General features: G+C 34.5%; 3 protein-coding genes. All 3 read left to right on the top strand.

Translation table 11 applies throughout. The features are described from left to right. Positions 1 to 238 precede the first annotated feature (238 nt). The 3 genes from GB992_RS11280 to GB992_RS11270 are packed head-to-tail and all read left to right on the top strand — an operon-like array spanning position 239 to position 3,855. Complete coding sequence (locus GB992_RS11280) at positions 239 to 1,609, top strand: sugar porter family MFS transporter (protein WP_161002532.1); 1,371 nt, start codon at positions 239 to 241, stop codon at positions 1,607 to 1,609. Positions 1,610 to 1,630: 21 nt separating this feature from the next. Continuing rightward, the gene (locus GB992_RS11275) at positions 1,631 to 2,644 is read left to right on the top strand and encodes a polysaccharide pyruvyl transferase family protein (protein ID WP_161002531.1); all 1,014 of its coding nucleotides are present in this window, start codon (positions 1,631 to 1,633) and stop codon (positions 2,642 to 2,644) included. Positions 2,645 to 2,688: 44 nt separating this feature from the next. After that, the gene (locus GB992_RS11270; RefSeq protein ID WP_161002530.1) at positions 2,689 to 3,855 is read left to right on the top strand and encodes an MFS transporter; all 1,167 of its coding nucleotides are present in this window, start codon (positions 2,689 to 2,691) and stop codon (positions 3,853 to 3,855) included. The last annotated feature ends 427 nt before the right edge of the window (positions 3,856 to 4,282 follow it).

Raw genomic sequence — 4,282 nt, 5'->3', positions numbered from 1 at the left:
AAGTAATCACTTCCTATATTGGTTGGAATTAGCTACTACCATTGTAAGTGATTGCTTTGGGCTTTTTAATTTCTGTTCGGATTAATTATAGAATTTGCCACAATCTTTTAAATGAATCCATGGTTGTTATTGGCTGGTCAATTACTGTAGTAATTGGCTTTTTTATAAATGTTTTACTTTAATTTCATGTAAAGCCACTCTAATTATTAACAAGCTGAAAGAAGTGGACAAATTGGCTATGCAAAATAGAAGTGGCAGAAAATATGGATTATTAAACTACAGTGTTTACGTCATATCTTTGGGAGGATTCCTATTTGGGTATGATACTGGTGTTATCAATGGAGCTTTGGCTTTTATGAGCAAGACTAGCCAATTAAATCTAACTCCTTCCCGTCAGGGAATCGTGTCAAGCTCTTTAGTCTTAGGGGCTTGCCTTGGTGCATTCCTATGTGGAAAATATGCTGATAAATATGGCAGAAAGGTTACACTTCGTTGGGTTGCAGTTATCTTTACACTGGCAACTGTATGTTGCGCATTATCACTCAATTATATCTTTATGACCACATTTAGGTTTATCCTGGGACTAGCTGTTGGTGCTGCCTCAAGTCTTTCTCCAATGTATCTTGCAGAAATATCCCCAAGGGAAGTTCGTGCTAGCAACGTCAATAAGAATGCAATTTTTATCGTTTTAGGACAACTAGTAGCGTTTATTATGAATGCCCTTTTAGGCAGTCTATGGGGTAACTGGGATCCAATTTGGCGCGTTATGATTTTAATGGCATGTGTCCCCTCTATTATCTTATGGATTAATTCATTCAATATTGCTGGAAGTCCTAACTGGTTAGTACAAAGAGGGCATTTAAAAAGAGCACGTAATTTAGCTCATCGACTAGGATTCAAAAAACAAACTGCTAACAGGATCATTGATGGGCGTAAAAAGAATATCAAAACAGAGACAAAGCTCACTTGGAACCAAATCTTTTCGAATAAACGATTAGTCTACTTACTCTTGATTGGAATCGTTATTGCCTTGATTCAACAAGTATCGGGTGTTAATACAGTTATGTATTATGGCACTATCTTGTTAGAAAAGGTTGGTATGGGAGAACGTGGTTCTTTGTATGCGAATATATTAATCGGCTTAGCATCTGTCATCGCTAGTATCTTTGGAACCAGAATGATTGCCAATCACAACCATCTGAAAATGTTAAAAATTGGGTTAATGGGTAATATTATCTTCTTAGCGTTGTTAGGGGTTATTATGCACACAAACATGCTGCCACAGGTAGTTACAAATACTTTGGTTCTAGCAATGCTTGTCCTATTTCTAGCGAACCATCAAGGTATTGTTAGCCCTGTTACTTGGTTGATTATGGCAGAAATGTTCCCTAATAGTGTCAAAGCTAGATTTATGTCAATTGCTACAGCAACCACATGGATCACTAATTTTTCAATTAGCTTAGTTTACCCATTGCTAATTAATGCTTTAGGAACAGCCACTGTCTTTTTTGTATTTGCCATAACAAATGGGTGCAGTTTATTTCTTTCCTTGACTGTTATTAATCAAGAGAAAATGAAAAAATCCTATCAGGAAAGTTCCAGCAAATAAAATTAGAAGGAGGAAAATAATATGGCTAACTTTTATATCCATCCTAATAACGTTGTACACGAATTGCCTAAAAATAATCAGCCAAAATTTTTTATGTTTGGTGTTCCTAGCTATACCAATCTTGGTGACCAGGCAATATCATTAGCCGAACGAAAATATATTGAAGCTGAGTTTCCAGATTACCAATATATTGAAATAGTAGAGGAAGATGATGATGCGGCTATTCCAGTTGTTAAGCAATGTATAACTAAACAAGATATTGTTGCCTTTACTGGTGGTGGAAACATGGGAAATCTTTATCTTAATCACGAGCGAGCACGCCGAAAAGTATTTTCAACTTTTACTGATAACCTAACCATCTCATTCCCACAGTCTATTCATTTTGAAGACAATGAAGCTGGACTTTATGAACAAAAGTTAAGTCAAGAGGCTTACCAAAAAAACCCCAATTTAGTTCTAGTAGCTCGAGATGCACAGAGTTACCATAGAATGCAGACTACTTTCAACAATAAAGTCATTTTTACACCTGATATGGTTTTATATATGAAATCTGTCAACTGGAAGTTCAATCGAAATGGGGCTTTATTCGTTTTACGGCATGATTCAGAAAAAGTTGTTAAAAAAAGTACGATTGACAATATAAAAGATATTTTAGGAAATGAACGCCCTGTAAAAAGAGTTGATACCGTTCTAGACGAACCACAAAAGATAACACCTGTTACTCGGGAGTCATTATTTGATTCAGAACTAGAACTATTCTCGCACCAGGAAATAATTATTACAGATCGCTGGCATGCAATGGTATTTTCCGTTTTAACAGGAACACCTTGCTTGTTATTTGGAAACAGTTATGGGAAAGGTAAGCACGCTTACTTTGATTGGCTAGAGCATATCAACTGGGTTAGTTATACCGATGAGGAAGATACCGAAAGGATTAAACAACAAATAAACGCGGTCATGGAAGCCAAAACTCACGCTTATGATCTTACCCCTGATTTTAAACAGTTACATGATTTAATTGCACATAATCGGTAGGAAAAAGCCAACTTTTTTAGTGTATCTCTTAATAAGGTGGTCATATGAAAAAGAAAATCAACCTTCAATGCATATTATTAACATTTCTAACGTTCACAATGGGTTTGAGTCAATTTATTATAATAGGAATTATAAATAATTTATCGACAGATTTTAGAGTTTCTATCGCAAACATTGGGGCACTCGTAACCATATTTGCAATCGTTTATGCAGTTGCAACACCAATAATTAACTTATCTATTGGTAGTAGCGCTTTGCATAAAGTTATGCTCTTTTTATTGCTGATTTTTTCATTTGGAAACTTATTGACAGCTATAGCTAGTAATTTTAATGTACTACTTATGAGTAGAATTATAACAGCCCTATCATCTGGGCCTCTGATGTCGACTGCTATTACCTTTGCAGCTGTAATTGCTCCTCAGAGAAAAAGAGCTTGGCTAATATCTTGGGTGTTCTCAGGCTTCAGTATCGCTTCAGTTTTTGGCGTACCTTTAGGCACTTGGATAAGTGATAACCTTAACTGGCGATTAACTTTTTGGACAATTTTTTTTGCCTCACTCTTTATTACTATCGTAGTTTTCTATTTGCTACCTCATAATTTAACACAAAATGGAACACATAATATATTCAAACAGTTAGCTATCTTAAAAGACAAAAGAATCATCTGGGGTATTCTGGTCCCGGTCTTTAATTTTAGTGCCATTTATATCATTTATACCTATTTGAAGCCGATATTAATTAAAGAGTTAAGTTTCTCCCACGACAATGTCATAATTGTTCTATTTTTGTACGGACTATGTGGATTGGTAAGCAACCAAGTGAGTGGGCGTATAGCAAACATGAAATGGAAAAGCAATTTAAAAAAATTTTTTATCCTTCAAGCTATTAGTATCTTTCTTATATTCATAAGTGGAAATTTAACAGGGCTAAAAATCAGTGCCATTCTCATAATGGCTTTAACAATGTCTATTTCTAACTCACCCATGCAATTGTATTACATGGATATTGCCAAACAAAATTATCCCCAATCATTGGTTTTAGCTTCTTCTTTTAATTCAATTTTTTCAAATGTTGGAGTTGCTACCGGATCTGCAATTGGAGGATATGTCGTGGCCACTGTAGGCTTAAGCGGTTTGGGCATTGCAGGTAGTGTCTTTAGTGTTTTCACAATAGGTGTTCTAACAATATTAATCAAGTATAACTATAATTAATAAGATCTTTTAATGCCTGTACTGATTTTGGCAATTATTATTCAGGTTCAGTATACCAGAGAATAAGTCTTAATATTTAAGTTAGCTTCTTCATGTGAGGATAGATAGAATTTTAATAAACCATCAGCCCAAATTTTTATGCTTGTAAAATAGCAAGCTACAAGATAGTATGGTGGTTTTAAAATTGACTCGATAGGAAAACAATTTATTATCATAAAACACCACTTAACAAAAAGATTAAGTGGTATATAGGAGCAATTAAATAATGAACAATCGTCAATTAAGGAATATCTTGTATATTATGACCCTAATATTTATTTACAATTATTTTTGGTAGATTGCAAATTTAATCCGAATTTTTGGACAAATTTGTCAGCATGATCTGATAAGGTGTTTGCCAGTCAAGTATTTTAAGTGGTCTCTGATT

Source organism: Furfurilactobacillus milii (assembly GCF_009863985.1).
Taxonomy (GTDB): Bacteria; Bacillota; Bacilli; order Lactobacillales; family Lactobacillaceae; genus Furfurilactobacillus; species Furfurilactobacillus milii_A.
Note: the sequence above shows the minus strand (reverse complement) of the source record. Positions and strands in the feature narration are given on the sequence as shown.

What these genes read in the sequence shown, in the direction of transcription:
- GB992_RS11280 (WP_161002532.1), top strand. Translation starts at nt 239, where the DNA reads ATGCAAAATAGAAGTGGCAGAAAATATGGATTATTAAACTACAGTGTT.
- GB992_RS11270 (WP_161002530.1), top strand. Translation starts at nt 2,689, where the DNA reads ATGAAAAAGAAAATCAACCTTCAATGCATATTATTAACATTTCTAACG.
- GB992_RS11275 (WP_161002531.1), top strand. Translation starts at nt 1,631, where the DNA reads ATGGCTAACTTTTATATCCATCCTAATAACGTTGTACACGAATTGCCT.